The sequence below is a fragment of the Paenibacillus andongensis genome, assembly GCF_025369935.1.
Classification (GTDB): domain Bacteria; phylum Bacillota; class Bacilli; order Paenibacillales; family NBRC-103111; genus Paenibacillus_E; species Paenibacillus_E andongensis.
In genome coordinates this window covers 863120-882715 of the sequence record NZ_CP104467.1, presented here as the reverse complement: position 1 = coordinate 882715, position 19596 = coordinate 863120, and the positions used below count along the sequence as shown (strand labels likewise).

Here is a 19596-nt window from a genome sequence, read left to right as displayed (position 1 = left end):
GTAAATCTCCTTTCAGATATAAGGTTTTATTTGAAAACGCCACCGCCGCCGATTTTCCCTTGGGACAATCGCCTTGCCCTCTCGGCAGCAGCTTCGTCTTCACGCTGGATTCGATCTGCTACTTGCTTGATCGTACTTGAGACATCTTCCATTTGCCTGAACGTTGCGTTCATTTCCGTCTTTAATAATTCACACTGCTTCAAACACGCTTCCGCTGCGGGACCTTTCCAAGCACTCTTCATCTGCTGCATCAAGTTCTCGAGCCCGCTTACATTGGTGTTCAAGTTGCGAGCCAAATCATGAATATGATTCGCTTGGCTTACGACTTGTGAATAATTAATGCGAAAATCCATTCAACTTATCACCTCCTTATAAGAGCATCAGTTTGCTCCCGTTAATAACTCCCAACTGTTTGCAAGTACACGCCTGCTGCATGACCTTGTTGCTTCTCATATCCATAAGTGATAATTGCTTGGAATCGATCCTGATCCCCGGGTACTCCTCGGATAGGATGTTCACCATGAGGCTAATGATTTTGCTAATACTCATCATTTCCGGGACTAGAAAGTCATGTTTACGACCAACCGCCGGAACATGAACGTTTAATGAAATCTTGTTCATCCTTTCACTCCTTATGAATAAGTAGCGAGACTTCCGTATTGGGTCATTATGAGTTGTTTCATGGGCTGTAAACACTGTTCTACGGATGCTTTGGTCAGTTTCAGTGCGGTGTCTTCTCCGCTTGGAACTTCAATGATCCAGCACGCCTTCACGCCAAAATAAAACATAATCATTTTAGATACTTCTACCTCATCGGTAATTCTAGAGCAGCAGAAGGTGACGAATCGGCCCTTATTAATGAACCCTGAGGCCGCATCCTGGGCATCCTCTTCGTTCAAACCAACTGTCGTTAAGAGCTCGGCGGCCTTGACCAAGTTCTTCATGTTCAGGGCAGCAATGAAGGAGAAGTACTTCGACTTACTTAGCGCAGTCTCAACGAATTCTTCCGTGTCGGCATAATTGGTCGCATACGGATTCCAGGTTTTCTCCAAGTGGTCCGTAACGTCCGTTACTTTCTCATAGTGCTTAAGCGCGATCTGAGCCCGCGAACCTTCCGGTGAATGAATGGTTAGAGAGACAATGCCATCGGCATTGAAGTAGTAGTTCGTATGCAGGCTCTCGGCTTTGTGCTCTGTCATTTGGGCAGTAAACAAGAGTTCCGGATGGTGGCAAATCGAAAGCAAATGATAGACGGCAGCATCCACTTCAAGCGTTTGATCTTGTTCATTGCCGATGTATCGCTTTTCCTGCAGACCTACCTTGACCTTGACCCAAATGTCCTGAAGTTCAGCCGCGGATTTCTTCAACAAACTCTCATTGTCCTCTATACCAACAATTTTGTCAGCCCCCAACAACAAAGAGAGCATAATAAATTCTTCTTCAGAAAATAGTAACTCCAAGAAGGCACTAGAGCTCACTTTTCAATCCTCATCCTCTCTTAATAGGGCATAGTAATCACTTCAAATTTGTTGTTATCGAACAGAAAGCCATGACCTGCTGGCAAAACTTTGTTCCGATCTTGCTGATTCATATTCTCGAAGGTAAAGATAGGCTGTTTGCTCACGGAACCGCCCATGACGATCCCTTTCTCCGCTTTAACTAAATGTAAATAGAGAGGGGTTGGGGCATATTCCTTCAGCTCTGCAAAGTTATCCATCGTAATGAAATAGATGTTTAGTCCTTTACAGATCGGTATGAGCCGATCCAATTTGTCTGCTGCATCGTCGGAAATCATATCGTAGAAATCCGAGAAGCCGTTGATGAAGATAAATTGCTTCTGATACTTCAACATGAAACCATACACATCGTCTTCCGTTTCCACATTCGTACGGAGCACCTCATATTCCGTACTTCTTTCTTTAACGATTGCAGCAAGCTCCTTGATAAAGTCATCAACTTCCGATGCCAAGGACATATACCTATCAACACGGGCTTCCTCGCAGAATGACTGCAATTCTTGATTGTCCCGATCTATAAACATTACTTGCCTGCCCACGTATTGATTCATATCAGTGATTAGGCTCTTCAGCATAGCTGTCTTTCCGGTTTCTTCTTGCCCACCGATAAAGAACGTATGAAGATCCTTGAGCGCTAAGCCTTTGGGAGCATTGTTCCTTGGTGAATTCCCAACATACAGAGCATGCTCGTCGATTTCAATCAATGGTAATGCGTGATTCGTGTCTGATCTTAGAGATGCCGATTGAGGCTTTTGTTTGGACGCTTTCGCCTCCGAAGCCGCAGCGACATACGCTACCGCCTCATGTACACCGTCGAGCGCCGCTTCTTCCCCTGTCCATGACGCACTCATTCTAGCGATTTGCTCGCGAATATAAGAGACGAGTTCAATCTCATTGTTCTTCTTGGCAACTAAGGCCGTCTGGAACTCTATGACTTCGCCAACGACCGTCAGACCTCTGCCTCGGACGTGATCCAGGTCAAGCGGAACGGACGTGTTTAACACTTCGCGATAATGCATGCTGTCATTCAAGCGCAGCGTAACAAAGTTGGATACGTGTTCGGTAACTTTATAGAACACGGCTCCTTTGCTGTTCCCTGTAATGATTAAGTAAATGCCGTACGTTTTCCCGTTACTTGCTAGTTTGACGATATTGTCTTCTAAGCGATAGAACCGCTCCTTGAGAACGGAATAGTTGTCTACAACTAAAACTACAGCTGGAAGCTTCTTCTTCGTTGCGGATATGTATCCATCGAACGATCCGACGTTATTTTCCGAAAATAACCGTTTTCTTTGCTCCATCAATTCAAGAAGCCCGTTCACCGTATCTTCAACTCGATCTTCGTCATCCGCATAGAACACACCGCCGCAATGCGGGAGCTCGGAAAAATACCCCAATGTCCTACCGCCAAAATCAAACACGTACATATGGATATCATCAGGTGAATACGTATAAGCCAAGCTGTAAAGGAGCGTCTGGACGAAAGTGGTCTTCCCCATACCCGAGGTACCGTACACAACGATATGGCCGTCTTTCATCAAATTGACTGTCAGCGGCAGCTGCTTCTGCTTTCTCGGGAAATCCGCCAAACCAATCGTAGCCTCTAGGTGTTTGTCCGACTCCTGCCACTCCCGGCCGTTAAAGCCGTAAGCTCCGAAGCCCTCGATCTCACTGAGTGCAATCTCCTCTTGGAGTGGCTCCATCCAGAGCCGAATAGGTTCGATTTCGTTACGGGCCGCAATCTCAATAACCTTATCGATCAAAGACTCCAATTGCGATTTCCCCGTCTTCCGGCCTTTCATCTCTTCCTTGGCGACATGCAGCGGCGTTGCGGTATTGTTGATAAGACTTACGGTTCTATCTTCCTCGTCAATATAACCGTCAACAGGGACGTATTCGCTTCCGCTATAGCCGGATTGCACGAATTCGAAGATTTCGTCGTAACCGACCTGTACATAACAGCGACCAGGCAGCTTGATCATCGCTGCATCCGGCTTCTTAATCATTTCATTGCTGTCGTACTTATCCAGCACCTTTAAACACACTCGAAATTTCGAGTTACTCCAAATTTGATCGTCCACGACACCTGACGGCTTCTGCGTGGCCAGAATCAGATGAATTCCTAAGCTTCGTCCAATCTGGGCAACGTCAATCAGCTCGCGCATGAAATCTGGTTGTTGGGTCTTCAGCTGCGCAAATTCATCGGAGATAATGGCAAGATGCGGAAGCGGAATGCTCGCTTTGCCTTCTTTATAGAGCTTTTGATATTTGTCAATATGATTGATGCCATATTGGTTAAATAACAGCTGCCTTTGATTTAATTCGGCTTTGATCGAGATTAACGAGCGATTCAATTGGCTTCCGGATAAATTCGTTATTTTACCCGCGATATGTGGCATCCCATCAAAAATGTTGGCCATACCGCCGCCTTTGTAGTCGATTAGGACAAAGGACAAATCGTGAGGATGGAAATTAATGGCTGCGGAAATAATATACGTCTGCAGAAACTCACTCTTACCGGAGCCCGTCATTCCTGCTACCAAACCGTGGCAGCCGTGATAGTTCTCGTGAATATCGAGTGAGAACAACTCTCCGCCGGCTTTAATTCCAATAGGGGCAGCCAGCGATTGATAAGATAAATTTTCGCTCCAAAATCGCTCGATATTCAATTCCTCGATATTGCCGGCCTTATACATGCCCAAGAAGGATACGCGCTCAGGCACGCTAAGGTTCATACTTTCAGTTTTGACCGAAACCGTAGAAAGGCGTTGAGAGAAATCGACCAAATCTTCGTTTCTCACTTCATCGGCAGTAAATTTCATTAATCTGTTGTTCAATTTATTCTTATAATAAATGCCGCACTCCGAATCGTCGTTCTGGATAATTACTTCACAATCTTTAGGCAATTTGGAAATACCACCGTAAATAAACACACCGGAAATGCTCACGACATTATGCGGATTCGCGATGTATCGCATAAGCGGCTCATTATCTACTAGTTTCTCATCCGCAATGAACACGACAAAGTGTGGCTTAAGGAGACCGTTCGAGCGGGAATCTCTCGACGAGCCTTGTTCGCGTTCTTTGACAGCCTCATCAATGGCGTTAAAGAGCTGATGAACCTCATTCTTGTTCGTGGCAACATAACGAATATTTCGATTGGTGCTCCAGACGTGAGGCAACTCCTTTGTCCATTCGAAATGTGCGCTCTCAAACTCGTTGTAAACGAACACCATCTTCACTTCATCGTAAGCGTGCAGACCGGCCAAATGTAACGCCATGCATTTCATGTTGTTCATAATCTTCTCGCGATCGCCGATCAAACCGACCGTTCTTTCATCTAACAACGAAACAGTGATGGGAGCATCGTGCAGTTTGGCGTATTTCTGCGCAAGCTTAGCAGGTTCATTGATAAGCGGATCTTCATCCAGCATGAAGCCTTGCTTCGGAAAGGTTACCTGAACCTCAAAGTCCCGTTCGCCCTTTCCTAGGCGCACTTCCAGAAAATCCGAATCGCTCGGTTTACGTTCCCAGAGGCGACGTTCACTCTCTTTATTTTTCATAATATTATAAATTTGGTTAGGACCAGGAAAGTGCGTTTCTTGAAGAATACGGCTATTTCTTTGATACTTGTCATCAAGAATCGCCTTCTGCTGTTCGATGTATTGAGCATATCTCTTCTGCCGGTAGTTCTCATCTGCGAGTTCTAACCTTTTCTGGTACCGGTTCATTAAAGTGGGCCACAGGATTGCCCCGATCATCATGCTAACCGTCATCGTTAAGCTCATCGCAATTGAGGATCCCGAGGAGGCACGGGCAATCGTGAATCCAAGACTGGCCAGCATCGCGATCACCATCGTTAAAGAGGGACCGAGTGTGAAGATCAACGGCATTCTTCTGCTCTTTTGGATTGGCGGCGGCGCATCAATCTCGAACACTCCGGATTCTAACGTTTTCATAATTCGAGGCGAGCGCGTGTAGAATGTGTTTCTGGTTTTGCTTTCGGCAAGAGGCTCTGCGATGTTGGGTTGAAGGAACGGTTGCAGCGTAGCTCCCGCTATATTGCTGCTAACCGCAATGTACCCTCCCATATAGACGATCTTCAGACCAATGATGAAGACGATGTCCCCTATCTTAAGTTTTGCGGAGTTCATTCGTTGGCCATTGACATAAACGCCGGTTTTACCAGACAAATCCTCGATATACGTATCCCCATTGGCCTCCACTCTTAATGCGGCATGCTTTCTGGAGATCATGTTATTTATGTTGAAATAAATATCACTTTCCGGCAATCGGCCGATAAAGATATTTTTGTTGTTTTCTAAGTAATATTTGTGAAACTCTAATGCATGCTTCTCTAAAGAAAGGATAAGCAGGCTGTACTGGATATCATTCTCTACATCTTTAACCGTAATATAATCGGCGTGTTCGATGATTTTTTCACTGACTTCTTCACTATTAACCGTTATGATTGCTTTGCTTCTATCAGCTATTCCCACCATCCACGACTGATCGGACTTATAGAACGGTAAGAGAAGATCTACGCTACTGTCCAGAAACTCACGATCTAGCACTGAACCGGTCTGTTTACTTAGCAGAGTACTAAGCTTTAACTCTTTTACGATGTTGTCTATACATATGGCTACCAAAAAGTCTGACATGTTATCACTCCGCTCTCTTGCACTCAAGAATCCGGCTCGTCCAGTGTGTTCTCAAGTACATACTGAGACTGGATGAGCCTTGATTTGTTTGATAACTAACCGACAAGCATTTCTTCTTTTTTACTCCTTACTAAGTTGCGCATGGCCATGACTTGAGTATCTAGGATGGAAGTCTCCACGTCCGCAAGTGCATGAGTAGAAGTTCCCGATGTAACAACCACTTTAAAGTATTCGAATTTCTTGTTAATGATTTTCTTCTTGGATAAAACCTTCTCCATCTTTTCTCCAGTAATTACGCAGTCGATATCCCGATAGAAATATTCCAATGTAGATTCCTCGAAAATGTCCCCACTGCAGATATCGTAACAAATGTCATACACGTAAATTTGGCTATCGCTGAAGAAAAACATATGTGCCTGTATTAAGGAGTATCTAAGTTTATCATCACTGCCATACTTGAACTTCAATTGGGTTGTATATGTGAAAAACCGGTAGATTGCCTTGAATAGGGCTGTAAATATATTGCTTTTCACTTTCAACTCTGTATGCCCGTAATATGGGCCTAATACCTTAATTGGTGTAATGATGCTAACCTGCTCGTTCACAAGTCCAAGCTTTTTCAAAGCTCTCTCCCTGAAGTTACTAAGATCTGCTTCGATGCAAGCATCAATAACATTTTCCTGTTCCTTTTTCATACCGAATTTTTCCACTAACGCCCAAATGATGGCACCAATGATCGTTAGTAAAGCGAATATGATACCATAGGAAGGACCTCTATAACTGGAAATGGAGTGCCCAAACATAAACGCGATGATGGTACCAACGGTCCCTAGCAATTTAGGGCCTTTTGTGCCGTAAAAATATCGTTTTGCAACGCTTCGATCAAGGATTACTGAATTCATCTGAAGAGCCTCCAGGTTTAATGTTATTAGTTAAGAAACTTTTCTTTGTTTACTACTATTTTTCTTATCTCGAATAAGATTTCTCATAGCCATGACTTGATTTTCCAAAATAGATCTCTCTGTATCCACCAATGCATATTTGAATTCACCAGACGAAACCATAACTTTGAAAAACTCAAATCTTTTCTTGATAATCCCACTTCTTGTTATGATTTCTTCCAGTTTTTCGCCAGTTAAGACATTAACCACATTCTGATAGAAGTATTCCATTGTCGATTCCTCGAATATCTCACCGTTACATAAATCGTAACAAACCTCATACACATAAATTTGAGTATCGTTAAACAAATAAATTTGCGCTTTCACCAAAGAATATCTGATCTTATCGTCGGAACCGTTTTTTAGAACTAACTTTGTCATGTACGTCAACAAGCCCATGACATATTTCTGAACGCTGCGAAACAGGGAGCTTTTTATTTCAGAATCCGAAAAGCCGTTATAAGGACCCGTTACCTTGATCTGATCGATTAAGCAAACTTGTTCCTCGACTACCCCCAACTTAAGCAAGGCCCTTTCTTTAAAGTTTCTAAGGTCAGATTCGATGAACGAATCGATCAACGCCTCCGATTTAGCATTAACTCTAAATCTTTCTACAAGAAACCATACCAGGGCAGCGATTAAAGTCAGGACTGAGAAGGTCAAACCTAGATGATCTACGGAGAACAATTTGCCAATCAAAGCACCTAGTCCTCTTGGAACTTGGAGAATCGTTAAGAGAACAAGAACAACTGGCCATTTCGAACCGTGAAAATAGTACACAACCGGCATTCTCGCTTTATCCGATATCTGTATTAATGAGATAACAAGTTCCTTCAACGAGACGAATAACGCGATGGTTTTACGCCATGCAATACCGCCATAGTGCACAACAAGAGCTTTGAGTTCTTTGTCCGTTAAACCGTCTCTAGTCGAGAGCCGTTTTATTAGTAAAAGGAGACCAAATGCAACACCCACCAGGAGTATTAGACAAATGACGACTACAAGAAGGACACCAGTCCAATACAATTTACTACCCGTATAACTGATGTTAGCTCTAGCTGGAATTGAAGTCGTATAACTCTTCCCAATGTCCTTTTGTAAACTCTTGCCCGTAATTGATAGTTGCTTGATTGTTTCACCGGCATTACCGTTGATGGTATAATTCAAATCTTTGTTGTAACCGATTCTAGACATAAATTCAGTCAAATTGACTGATTCCGTATAATTTCCTTTCAAAAACACCAGATGATACTTCTGGGAACTATATTGAATGGCATTTCCTTTACCAAATAAGGTCGTTAATACCCCATTTACCTCTTGAATGTTTCCGTTAATACCGAATTCGAATACCTGTTGTCCACTTTTAATGGCGGATACACTGGATGTAAGATTCGGGATATTCAGGGAGTCGACATACAGTTTGGCAATGTCTCCCGCTTCACTAGGAACATTGTCTGCGTAGGTTACGGTTACATGTTTGCTAATTTGAGTAGCAGATTGAACGGCTGTTGTTACATGAATGGAACTAACCGGAAACTTCCTTTCAGTAACTAACCGGATTTCCATCGTACCTGTACGAACATTTCCAACAAAAGTATTTGTATTACTTGTTGGAACATTGTCTCCGTTTCTCTGAGCAACCGTACTGTCGTTACCAGCAGCCATATATTTATACTCAATATTGACTCGATTTCGACTGTCCGAAGCAAAAGCACTGAAATCCAAATTCTCATACAATTCCATGTACTTATGGAAGGGGTTCTTCCCAATTATATTTGATTCTTTCAGGCTGCCTAATTTTGAGCTTAAAGCTGTTGAGGTTTTAGTGGACAGTTCGGCGGTATCTTTTGCGTTATATGTGATCGTAAAGGTTTTTCCATTGTCATTGGTCCAAGCTCCTGTATCACCCTGAGGAACAATACTTTTCATAAAATTATTAATATCTTCTGTTTTAGCGTTATATGTAGAGTTAGGAATCACATATTTAATGTTTCGAGAGAAACTGCCATCGACATTTTTCGTCGTATTGACACTAATTTTATCTATGGGGTAATTCATAATATCGTTGATATTGATGTTCGCCCCAGTCAAATAGGGCTTTCCGTTAAAAGTAAAGCTCGTATCACCAAGTTCCCATAGCTTTGTTGTATCGTCCACTAGCTTTTCATTTTCAACAGCTTTACGAAACCATTCCAATAAGTCTATGCTGTTAAAATCTTCGGAAACCACCACGCCGCTTGCAAACACATTGTTTGGCGTAGACACGAGTATCTTGGCTTCCCTACCGATGAGTTTGTTCACCTTTTGTTTGTACTCTTCTAAGGATGCAAAGGGTAAACGAAGTGTATAAGTAAAATTGTTTGCATCTTCTGTTTTTGTGTAGGTAAGTTCTGGAGGAAGGTAGTTGATTAAAATCTCATCGATTTTGTTCGTTCCGCCTTTAAACTTGTCATTAACTTCACTTTTGCTTACAACGCTAGTAATGACTCTTTCTCCAGAGAAATCCTTATTCATCGTCAAGCTCGTAGATACTCTTGCTCCACAGCTGCACAGCACTAGGACCATTAGTATAAATGTTATGGTTAAGATTCCTTTTTTCAAGGATTGATTCATCGCTTATTCTCCAAGGTTTTTATATATTGTAAGATATATCGAACACAGCAGGATAAGAATGTCCACCAATACGGTTTCAGTAGGTTCGACTAGCAATAAACGGCTCAAACCTATTGGTGGACAAAGTGTTTGGTTATTACACCGCTTTTTTCTCTCTCAGTATGTTTCTCATCGCTTTTATTTGTTCTTCAACCATTGAAATATCCATAAGGCCTTTTCTTTCAGACATAGCCGTTCTATCTTGAACATTAGCCTGAATGGAAGTGCCACCAGAAGTTGTTAGCTTGAACACCTCAACATCATGAACCACGGGTTGATTGGTCTTCTTATCTGTAACAGGCAAACCTTTTTCGTTCAAAACTTGGATTTTCTCAGATAATGTTGCAACGGAAACAATATCTTTATAGAAATATTCATCTGTTGTTTCAGTAAATGTACTACCTGTACAAAAATCGATAACTCTCGTGTAACAGTAAAGTTGGTTTTCAGTAATATAGAAAACGGTAATTTGACCCAAAGAAAATCTCAATTGTCCATCGCCACCTCTTTTGTAAAGGAGACGAGTCTCGTTATTTACATGCTTATAATAGGCACCCTTAATAACAATTGGCTCTTTTAACTCCATTTCTTCAACAATACCAACTTTATCTCTACCGCGTTCAACAGCTCCCAAGCAATCCTGCTGAATAGCTTCATCAACTTGTTGGTCTGTTGCAGTAGCTTTACCGAAGTACATGAAATAGAGACCTGCACCCGCGATTGCAAGAAGAATAATTCCAAAGAGCGCACTTCCTGAGAGAGTGATTAAACCAATTAAGCCTACAACTACGGTCCAAACTGGAAACTTCTTGGTGAAATAATTTTTTACTAATTTACGATCGACCTGACTCATGCAAATTCCTCCAATATATTTTTAATAAATACGAATTACCTAGTTATTATAATGATACGGCCATGTAATCAACGATCATCTGTTTATCATCGTCACTGAATCCTGCATCATTGGCATTTTGAAACAGACTTTGAGAATCAGGAGAAGTGTTGATACACTTTTTATGATAAAAATCATTCTTAACTATGGCATGTGCATAGTAATACTTTCCCTCAGCAGGATTGAGACTTACCGCAGCTTCCAGTAACTCTTCAGCTTTTCTAATTACAGAGAGTGTCGATAAAAAAGGCCGTTTGCCCTTTAAAAGACTCAGTGCCGCATAAAAGTATACATCACTATTTTCGACCATATCCTCTATGGCCTTCAGATAAAATTTAGATGCAAAGTCGTATAACCCAAGTTTTAAATAACACATTCCAAGTGCTGCATTGATTTCGTTATTATTTGGATCAGTAGCTGCTGCTTTTTTGTAACTTGCTATGTACTTATCAATTCCTAATTTATTGAAACTATTCAAACCATTTAGTGATTTGATCAGAAACTCGGCTTTACAGTATTGACAAACGTTGCTCTGTAACTGTGCCGGTGCCCCACATTGGGGGCATTCATGAATGACTACCTCTTCGCTCATTTACTGTCATCTCCCATCAATGCTTCCTTCCGCAGTTGCCACAGAAAGAACTTGTAGGCGCACTCTCCGCACCACACTGATTACACTTTTTATTGCCAACCGCTTGACCACATTCCCCACAAAATTTCATGCCGGCAGGAACTTGTGACCCGCATTTGGTGCAACTAACAGTTACTTGTAGTTTATCTCCGCAACTACCGCAGAATTTCATACCCGATTGATTATGTTCACCACATTTGGGGCAAATCGTCTGTCCCTGACTAACATTATTGGAAGTGCTGTTCGTCGGTGCAGCCGCATTAAGGTTCGAAGCAATATTAGCAAATGCCCCACCAGCTGCAGCGCCAGCCCCCAAACCCATGCCTAACCCCATTGCCGCATTAGCCATGCCACCTGATGAGGGATTATCAGCAAGCTTTTCCAGTACATCAAATGAACGTCTTCTATAATAATCCTCTCCAAGGATATTCAACTCAGCCTTTTTTTCCTTCAATATTTTGAGTTGCTCCGTATCCTCTTTGGGTACATTCACCGACTCTACATAAAAATTCAATATTTCAACGCCGAATCTAGCAAATTCTTCATTAATGGCTTCTTTACAAATGCGCGAAAGATCACCAATGTGGGATGTTATCTCCAAAAAAGAAATCTTCTTTTCTATCATATAGAAAGCTACAATTTCTTTAATTTTACTATTGATAATCCCATCAAAATATCTCGTTACAATCTCATAATCGGTTACATGACCACCGTTCATTGCACCTATCAGTTGGGACACAAATAGACGAGAATCCAATACCGTTATGCCATATTGTCCAAAAGCCCTGACTGAGATCAAATTACCGTACTTCGGGTCTTCAACCGGAAATGGTACGGAAGTCCCCCACCTCATATCTAAGCGTGAAGTTTTGTTAAGGTAATAAATCTCTGCAGTAAAAGGCGTTTGTCCGCCGAAGGGTAGATTTACCAGCTTATTTAAGAGCGGCAAATTCCCCGTTACTAATGTGTGAGTCCCAGGACCAAATAGATCGAGGGCCTCCCCTCCTTTAAGAAAAAGGGCTTCCTGACTTTGATTCACAATAAGCTGGGAGCCCAGTGTGAATTCTTCAGACGGATACTTATAAACAAGCCATGGATGTCCACCCGAGGGTCCGTCATATTTGATTCTATCGAAAAGTGCCATAACTAGATCCCCCTCCTTTCCTTATTTATCAGATTCATAATTAAAGAAATCAATGAGTTCCTTATTGTAAACATTAACTGCGGGCAATAGCATTTTGGTTGATTCATTTTGCAGAAAAAAAAGTGTTAAGGTAACAAACATATGCCATGACATAACCCTTTTACCCATTTCAATTGCTATCAATGTTTGTCTACTAATGCCAATTTTATCGGCAAGCTCAGCCTGTGTTATTCCTAGTTTAGCTCTTAAAACAGGAAGGTTCTCAGTCAAGTTCTTGATGAATTCGTCTTTGGTTTCAGCATCAAGTCCTTTGGGCATATTAGGTCATTTCTCCTATGTTTATGGTACTATATTCTTATATGTGCATAATATATTACACTTTCGATGGTGTCAACTAATTTTTGACAAAATGTGCCTCGATTTTACATTAATAAACTATAAATGTTTTATGTATTGATAGTTTTCCACTGGATCTATTAAAATAATTCTGCCATTCTATTCAAAGCACCACTTACATTCATTATCTGTGTAATTTTCTATAGTCATATATAAATGTATACCAACCATCTAATTTTTAAGACAACTTGTTTGTGAATCCTGCTAGTTGATGAAATATACAAATGCATTATGTATGTTTTGAAAAACTAATCTTCGCCACAGAGTCATGTTTGTATCATTTATAATTGCATTATGTATGTTTCATTATTTCCCACAACAAAGCAGGAGGTACCGCGGCACCTCCCTATTTACTATCAGATAAAACAGGTCAAAATAGGAATTGAATAAAAAGTTATAAAAATTAACAAAACATATCCTTAAGCACCCAATTAAAAATTCATCTATACACCAGAATAGACTCGAGGATAAAATAGAAGTTAAAAAGAAGAGATTGTAGGAGGAAATATTTATGTTAGAGGTAGAAGAACAAAGTATTTGGGAAACAAAAGACATATTTAAATGGATAGATTACATAAACGCAACCTCTCTACTTGATAAAAATTGGATATTTAGAGGGCAAAAGTCAGTAGGCTATGATTTATCCACATCTTTTTATAGGACATTGAAGGAATCTTTGGCTAATTTGGATTCAATATCACTTAAAATTGACGGTTTTTATATTGAAAAATTCCTTGTACAAGAATTTTATGATAAATATGATAATTACGCAGACATAACCATAAGAAATGACAACATAACATATAACGACCATGCTTACTCTCTTTTATCAGTAATGCAACACTATGGGGCCCCAACAAGACTGCAGGATTGGTCTAGATGTCCCAAAATAGCTTCTTTCTTTGCATTTGATGGAGCAACTTTAGAAGAAGACTCTTGTGTTTATGCACTAAATACAAAAGTACTAGAGGATATATATTGGGGGAAAATAGAAAAAAAGTTTGGTTTGGAGAAAAGTCAGGGTAGGGATAGTTACAAAAGTGATATTGAATTTCGCAATCAAATAGATAGCTCCTTCGGTCAGGAAGATTTTGATCTTGATATGTCAAACCAAACTATAAATGTATTCGAACCACTTATTTTAAATAAAAGATTAAGAGCACAAAAAGGAGTTTTTATTGTACCAAGTCAGCCTCATCTTACTGTTTCTGACATTCTTAAACATTATGAAATAGATAATGGGTATTACCAGGGACAGTCTATAGCCAAGAAATTTATCTTTAAAAAAGAGAATTTAATAAATTTTATAAAAGTTCTAACACAAAAAGAAAAAATAACACATGAACAAATGTATCCAGGTCTAGAAGGGCTATCCCTCAGCTTAAAACAGATGGTTAAATATAATAATTTTACACCAAAAATCGGAAAAGAGGAGATGGAACACTATATGAAACGTTTAGAACTCCTGTAACTTTATATTTATTAAAGGGCCCTGTTTATTTCGCATATCCGAGTTCACGATTTATTAATAGCACTATAAATGAACAAAAGCTAAAGCACCTTCTGAGGGCTTTAGCTTTTGTTAAATAACATCAAATCTACAGGGATGATTAACTACATAAGTTGAATTCACAGAGGTAAGTTTGTTAGAAAAGTCCGCCTGAACTACTTCCATTCCCATTTTCCATACCAAATTAAATTGGCGACAAATGGGTGCATGTAGTATGGTTCAAACATCATACTTGTAACTGTACAGCTAAGTCTTCACTGCTTACGCTTAAACTCATGATGAGGCACTGTGTTTTTGCGATCTACTTAAACTTCTAGAAAAATTGAATGAATACGTTTTGAGTACAATGAGGGTATCTGTTCGATACCGAGATGTTTCGTTCTAAGAAAAATGGAAATGATACAACAAATGAAGAGAGTAATTATATTTTAATAAATAACCACAAGGGACATTTCCCCTGTGGTTATTTTGTGTAATTAAATTAACTTTTTTGAATCCCTTAGTTAGACAAGTTCTATTCCTTCCTAATATACAGGAACCAGTAGACTATCTATTGTATGCCAAACTCTCTGGTAATATCTCTCGTTAATTTAGCAAGAGGTCTTTTTCCTAGATCATTTAAAGCAACGAAGTTATTGGTAACTAACCTAATTACATCTTCTCTTCTAACGAATAAGTCTCTAAATGCTAACATTAAGAAATCTATTGCATCCTCGTTGTACTCCCTAGACTTTATTAGCAATTCAGAAACATAGTCACTATGACATTGTTCATAGATTTCTTCGAGATGGAAGGTTTTTATACTCCCTTTTGCACGTTTAGAAAAATCTTTGTCATTGTACGAATCTATTAAACGTAATCTAAAAACTTCGGAATGGGGAGTAAACCAAAGAGAGACATAATCAATTTTAGTTTTACTGCCTTTTAAGAATTGCACGGAGAATTTAACCTTATCATCAAAACCCTCCTCATATGGATTTATATGTTCCTCAAGATAAAAATCCTTGTCTGATTTAAAACTCGAATTACAAATATAGCAACTGGGAATTAAGTTAAAGAAGGAAATAGAAAAAAATGGATATATTGACTTAGCAAAAAAATGATCAAATTGAGGGCGCATTGAACCGCCCTCTTCACCAACAAATGTATGAGTATATTGACGATTACAGTAAGGACAAACATTTACTTGTAACTCATTGGCAAGAGTGTATGCTCCCCAAGCATGCTTTGGTTGACTTGTAAATGCTTCATAATTAAATATCTCTGAAAAATCATTTATTATTTCCTCCGCCACCATTCTATGTTTCTTTAAATCTTCAGCATATTTCAACTTCTGGTATTTTTTTATTGTCTCAACAACTAATTTAACTGAATACAATTTTTGAGTATCTTTTGCATGAGAATATTTTATTATATTCTTTTTAGCCGTAGCGATACGTCTGTTGATATTTCTAATATCAATACTAATTGATTTTTTTTCTATATTATAGAATGTGAAGGCGTACATTATCCGTTCGTGTCGACCAAAAAGGTACTCGATTAATTCCCTAAGTCGAGTGGGTGCTCCGGTAATAATATCATGTATATTATCAATAATATCGTAATAGAATGATTTCTTATCGGGATTCTTCTCATTTCGATAAAGTTCATTCAATAAATGACTATTGTTATTCGCAATAAAGAAGTCATTATAATGTTTTTCAGATAGAATATTTAGAAATTCTCGTTCAACTTTTATCATTGATTGCCCTCAATCTTTTTTAGTCGTTCTTGTATTAGAGCTAAGTCCTTTTCAAGAGAATTGATTTCTCCTCTAATACCCATTAAATCAATAACCATACGTTCTTCAAGCATCTGAAAAAGTTTATTTTTGATTAGTGGTTCTCCAATTATTCGTATTGACTTGTCAATGAAATTTTTCTTTATTTTTATCTCAGCATCGGTCCCATTTATAAGAAGATGAATAATTTCATTTATTTTATCCTTTGCAAAGCTACCTATAACCCCATCTTTCAAGAAAAAAGTATGGGCTAGTAAACCATTAATATTTGATGCAAATGTTTGAGGTAATTCATCTAATCCGTAAGATACAACCGTTTCACCATTATTATCTTTTAAGAAAATAATGTTGGTATTTGGTAGGTCCGATACGATAAATGGTGAATTTGAAGTCATAATAATTTGTAGTCTTTTCTGTTTGTTTGAATTTCTCTTTCTAAACGCAATAGAAAAAAAGTCTATTATGTTCCGCAATAATTCCTTTTGCCATTGCGGATGAAGGTATACTTCTGCTTCATCTAGCAAAATCAACACATTCCCCCCTAGGATATTCCCCCTTCTGTTTATGATATTGTAGAAACGAGAGAAAATGGTTAAATATGCTTTTTGGCCTGAGCTTAATTCTCGCCAATCGAAAGTAAGGTATTCGTCAACACTTACAGACTTACCGTAATTTCTTAGGAGATCAGCAAGAATAGCTTCTTTGAGTGCAATTTTGACAGAACCATTTCTATCAATGCTTATTTCACCAGATTTATGAGCCTTTAAGATTGAGTATATGAACTTGTTTAATCCCTGAATTAATGATAGTAATTTTTTGGTCTCTGTTTCTGTACTTCTATATTGTTTATGAAGTGAACCAAGATGGTTTTCGAATGATTTAAGAAAATCAAAAACAATTTCAGCATTATTTCTACTCGGACCTGGTTTAAAGTTTTTTGCTGCTTCTGCTAGTACGTTGTGAAGTTTCTCCTCCAAATCAGACCTAATAAGTTCAACATATATGTGCCTAAGCGTGGCAAAGGCTAATTGTTTTGGGAACTGCTCTAAGTTAAAATCGTTATTTAGATTATCAACAAATTTTGAGAATAATTGTGGAATTAGTGGTTCCCGACTTATATTGAACAAAGTATTTTCCTTATACCAACCACTGTCAATAAAGTTTATTGTTAAGAAATCTGGTGCATTAAAAGGAACTTTAGATCTTAACAGTGAACCTGCTCTAACGAAAAAATTCACCTGCCATTCTATCTCCTTGGTTCTGTACAACGTTACGTTATCACTAAAACCATTTTGATTTATTAATAAATAATTTGTTGATAAATTAATTAGGCATCCTCCCTCAACTTCTCTTTTTGAATCAAAAATATTAGAAAAGTAAATAATTGAAGTATCTTTCTCAATAAAAGAAAAAAGCTCTCTAGCTTGTTCATATGTGTAAAGGTTAAATCCATATTCTTTGTAGTTTCCTGATTTTATTTGTATATCTTTATGATGAAAGATGCACTTTCTTAATTCATTGTCAAAAAGAAATTCCAAAACCAATATACCTTTGGTATTGTAATATTCGGATGAAAAAATCATCTTAATATAGTCAAGTATAGTGGTCTTTCCAGTACCATTTTCACCGACAATCGCACATATGTTTTCTATTTTTGCTAATTGACTATACCTAGAGTTTTCCAAGTTATTAACAGAGAAGAAATTTGGTATGTATAGGGTATTATTGGTAATATTTAGATTTCCACGAACTTTATCAAAGTCAATCTTAATTTGACTATTAAGATTTAGTCCCTGTTCCTTAATTCCTTTGAACTGGTCAATCCATATAAAGTTAAGTATCAATTTTAGGCACCTCATACGTTTTGTGATAAAAGTATTAATTAAAGATCTGTAAGAAAACAACGATTATATCCTGCACCCTTATATTTCTAGAATATTTTACATTACCCTCCATAATAAAAAGCAGCACCTTGAAATACTCAAGTGCTGCTTAGGTCTACTTCGTTTACTTAATAATAGTGTATATAAGACTATACATAAACACCATTTTATCATCAAGTGATATTATCAATAATTTTCAGACCGACAATCTATTGAGAAATGGTGTGAACTTTATTATTGTAAAGCATAAATATACACCGTTTCACGGGAGCCATTAGCTTTTTGAGAGATTGCAGGAGAAGTTGGATGACTTCCCAGTAGTCTTGAGTTAGGCAGTATGAATCGCTCAATAATAAATTTTTGTATATTATTTTTTTGAGGTTGTAATTGAAAAGGGTTAGCTAAGAATTTTATCGCCATCATAATTATCCTTAAGTATTTCCAATAATTCTTTAAGATAATTATAATATTCTTTCACTTCTACATCATTGGGATTGATACTTAAAATGAAATTTGCCTTGCCAAGTAACTGATAAACATAATGTCGTTTATTAGTTTCAAATTCGAACGTATGACGCAAATGACTCTCAAGTCCATATTTCTTTATGTAATACATGACCTGCCTAAGTGACTTGCGATAGCCTCTCGACACTTGAAGCTTCTCATTAACTACAATTCCTGTTACTTCCTGTTGTTGATTACGATGTCTCGTTCTTGTTTTTTGTTCATTAACCACAAATTCTTCCGAACGTAGTACCTCATTAATAAATTTAATGACCTTATCTTCATTTAAATCACCAGAAAAGGTCATATCATCAGCATAACGTGTATATCTAATTTTACGTCGAGAAGTATAGTAAGAGATCTTTTCATCTAACGTTATAGTCGTTAGGTTAGATAGCATAGCACTTGTAGGTGCTCCTTGTGGGAGTCCATTATTTAAAATACACAGATTTGTTAACGCTACTGCTACTGATTTGCAGTAACCAATTTTCATAAATAAATTAAGTACCTTTTTAAAACCGATTGATACAAAGTAATCTTTTATATCAATAGTTAAGACTGTTTTTTGATTGCGGTGATACTTTGCATTATCCTTTATAAAATAGCCACGCCTATATGCTTTTGCGTGAGGGTTTGGCGAAAGGTTATATAAAATTCCGTTTAAAATCCAGTGTTGTATATTTTTCAAATTAGGCAATGGCTCTGAGATCTCTCTATATTCACCTTTAACTTTTTTCGGTATCTTGAATGTCCTATAGAAATAACTTTGACTATTACATACCTTTAAAATATACGATTCTTTATAACCAACTAACATTGAGAGATGCTCTAGATCGTATATGACTGGGAGACCTTGTCTAAACAATTTCTCTGCATAACTTAAACAAGTTTGTATGTATAATTCATCTTTACCAGAGAATTTTGCAAGGTAATAAAACTTATCTTTATACATTTCCCAATTCATGTGTTCCACCTTATATTAGCTCCTATTACCCAATCTAAAATATTAAATATCTTCAAAACTCGTAACGTAGTCTCCGACGGAGAGAAGAGTTTACCGGCCCTTTAGGCTCGAAAGCAAGGTC

General features: G+C 38.4%; 14 protein-coding genes. 1 reads left to right on the top strand and 13 read right to left on the bottom strand.

The genetic code is table 11. The features are described from left to right. Nucleotides 1–26: 26 nt before the first annotated feature. The 10 genes from NYR53_RS03910 to NYR53_RS03865 form a co-directional block, all read right to left on the bottom strand. Nucleotides 27–353, bottom strand: coding sequence for a WXG100 family type VII secretion target (locus NYR53_RS03910; RefSeq protein ID WP_261304022.1), 327 nt, complete (start codon nucleotides 351–353; stop codon nucleotides 27–29). Between the two features lie 16 nt (nucleotides 354–369). Further along, nucleotides 370–621, bottom strand: a complete 252-nt coding sequence (locus tag NYR53_RS03905; protein WP_261304021.1) for a hypothetical protein — start codon at nucleotides 619–621, stop codon at nucleotides 370–372. 11 nt (nucleotides 622–632) lie between these two features. Next, nucleotides 633–1460, bottom strand: a complete 828-nt coding sequence (locus NYR53_RS03900; protein WP_261304020.1) for a hypothetical protein — start codon at nucleotides 1458–1460, stop codon at nucleotides 633–635. A gap of 38 nt (nucleotides 1461–1498) precedes the next feature. Next, nucleotides 1499–6178, bottom strand: coding sequence for a type VII secretion protein EssC (gene essC / locus NYR53_RS03895; protein WP_261304019.1), 4680 nt, complete (start codon nucleotides 6176–6178; stop codon nucleotides 1499–1501). Between the two features lie 95 nt (nucleotides 6179–6273). Then, a complete protein-coding gene (locus NYR53_RS03890) occupies nucleotides 6274–7080 on the bottom strand; it encodes a hypothetical protein (RefSeq protein ID WP_261304018.1) in 807 nt (268 codons plus the stop codon). Between the two features lie 30 nt (nucleotides 7081–7110). After that, on the bottom strand, nucleotides 7111–9732 hold the full coding sequence (locus NYR53_RS03885; RefSeq protein WP_261304017.1) for a hypothetical protein: 2622 nt from the start codon (nucleotides 9730–9732) through the stop codon (nucleotides 7111–7113). Between the two features lie 136 nt (nucleotides 9733–9868). After that, a complete protein-coding gene (locus tag NYR53_RS03880; protein WP_261304016.1) occupies nucleotides 9869–10624 on the bottom strand; it encodes a hypothetical protein in 756 nt (251 codons plus the stop codon). A gap of 46 nt (nucleotides 10625–10670) precedes the next feature. Then, a complete protein-coding gene (locus NYR53_RS03875; RefSeq protein WP_261304015.1) occupies nucleotides 10671–11255 on the bottom strand; it encodes a hypothetical protein in 585 nt (194 codons plus the stop codon). 16 nt (nucleotides 11256–11271) lie between these two features. Continuing rightward, on the bottom strand, nucleotides 11272–12438 hold the full coding sequence (locus tag NYR53_RS03870; RefSeq protein ID WP_261304014.1) for an SPFH domain-containing protein: 1167 nt from the start codon (nucleotides 12436–12438) through the stop codon (nucleotides 11272–11274). Nucleotides 12439–12459: 21 nt separating this feature from the next. After that, complete coding sequence (locus NYR53_RS03865; RefSeq protein ID WP_261304013.1) at nucleotides 12460–12756, bottom strand: helix-turn-helix transcriptional regulator; 297 nt, start codon at nucleotides 12754–12756, stop codon at nucleotides 12460–12462. Nucleotides 12757–13345: 589 nt separating this feature from the next. On the opposite strand from NYR53_RS03865, the gene NYR53_RS03860 reads away from it, so the two are divergent. Beyond that, the gene (locus NYR53_RS03860) at nucleotides 13346–14305 is read left to right on the top strand and encodes an FRG domain-containing protein (RefSeq protein WP_261304012.1); all 960 of its coding nucleotides are present in this window, start codon (nucleotides 13346–13348) and stop codon (nucleotides 14303–14305) included. 589 nt (nucleotides 14306–14894) lie between these two features. Here NYR53_RS03860 and NYR53_RS03855 read toward each other — a convergent pair. From NYR53_RS03855 to NYR53_RS03845, 3 genes are all read right to left on the bottom strand, one after another. After that, complete coding sequence (locus NYR53_RS03855; protein ID WP_261304011.1) at nucleotides 14895–16085, bottom strand: hypothetical protein; 1191 nt, start codon at nucleotides 16083–16085, stop codon at nucleotides 14895–14897. Further along, nucleotides 16082–17968 carry an AAA family ATPase gene (locus NYR53_RS03850; RefSeq protein ID WP_261304010.1) on the bottom strand — a complete coding sequence of 629 codons (1887 nt, stop codon included), beginning with the start codon at nucleotides 17966–17968 and terminating at the stop codon, nucleotides 16082–16084. Before NYR53_RS03850 ends, NYR53_RS03855 begins: the two co-directional genes overlap by 4 nt. A gap of 436 nt (nucleotides 17969–18404) precedes the next feature. After that, entirely contained in the window at nucleotides 18405–19475 is a 1071-nt protein-coding gene (locus NYR53_RS03845) for a reverse transcriptase domain-containing protein (protein WP_261304009.1), read from the bottom strand. Nucleotides 19476–19596: the final 121 nt, after the last annotated feature.